Below are 992 nucleotides of genomic sequence, written 5' to 3'. Positions count from 1 at the left end.
AAGTGGACTTGGGTATTCAACGTCTCAAGGACCTGGGACTCAATCCTATCTTTTTGCCCCATTCACTAAAAGGCTTAGATTTTATCAAAGAACATCCTGAAGCTCGTGCAGAGGATTTGATTCATGCCTTTTCTGATGATAGCATCGACATGATCCTATGTGCCATTGGTGGAGACGATACCTATCGCTTGCTACCCTACCTCTTTGAAAATGACCAACTACAAAAGGTTATCAAACCAAAGATTTTTCTCGGTTTCTCGGATACAACCATGAACCACCTCATGTTGCATAAGCTAGGGGTCAAGACTTTTTACGGCCAATCATTTTTAGCAGACATTTGTGAGTTAGACAAAGAAATGTTGCTACATTTTCTAAAAACGTTCTAATGTAAAGTCTTTCCTTAGAATCCCGAGGTTTTGTCCTTGAATCCAAGTTGTTTTTCTGTTATACTAATAAAGTAATAAGGAGAAATATATATGACTAAACAGAGAATTAATCAAGTTGTTGGTTCAATTGGTGCCTTTATCGGGATTATTGTATTTATAGCCTACATCCCTCAAATTTTTGCCAATTTACAAGGGAACAAAGCTCAACCATTCCAACCTTTATCAGCAGCTGTCTCTTGCTTAATCTGGGTCATTTATGGATGGACACAAGAGCCTAAGAAAGACTGGATTCTAATCATTCCAAACTCAGCCGGGGTTATCCTTGGCGGACTGACTTTCCTTACTGCTCTATAAGAATACAACTACTATAAAAAGCAACCACATCGAGCGGTTGCTTTTTTACTATTTTCTCGATCTAAAAGTCTTCTTCTGACTCTAATTCTTGTTGTTTTATCTCATCTCCTGTGATAAGATAGGCTCAATCTATTTTCAGGAGGGTCAAGACATGGTTTCTACTATTGGTATTGTGAGCTTATCTAGTGGAATTATCGGTGAAGACTTTGTCAAGCACGAAGTGGACTTGGGTATTCAACGTCTCAAGGACCT

2 protein-coding genes and 1 pseudogene are annotated in these 992 nt (G+C 38.6%); all 3 read left to right on the top strand.

Going from position 1 to position 992, the window contains the following annotated elements:
• Positions 1-377 (top strand): annotated as a pseudogene (locus tag HMPREF2867_RS07155) (LD-carboxypeptidase); the annotation flags it as partial.
• A 99-nt stretch (positions 378-476) separates the two neighbouring features.
• Positions 477-740, top strand: coding sequence for a SemiSWEET family transporter (locus HMPREF2867_RS07150; RefSeq protein WP_008535551.1), 264 nt, complete (start codon positions 477-479; stop codon positions 738-740).
• Between the two features lie 151 nt (positions 741-891).
• Positions 892-992: carboxypeptidase (locus HMPREF2867_RS11210; RefSeq protein WP_141751002.1), on the top strand; the 101-nt coding region annotated here is incomplete at its 3' end.

Origin of the sequence: Streptococcus sp. HMSC064H09, from assembly GCF_001812625.1 — a bacterium.
GTDB lineage: Bacteria > Bacillota > Bacilli > Lactobacillales > Streptococcaceae > Streptococcus.
The sequence above is the reverse complement of the archived record's forward strand: the minus strand, read 5'-3'. Positions and strand labels throughout refer to the sequence as shown.

Excerpts from the sequence above, each read along its gene's own strand:
- HMPREF2867_RS07150 (WP_008535551.1), top strand. The coding sequence starts at position 477 with ATGACTAAACAGAGAATTAATCAAGTTGTTGGTTCAATTGGTGCCTTT.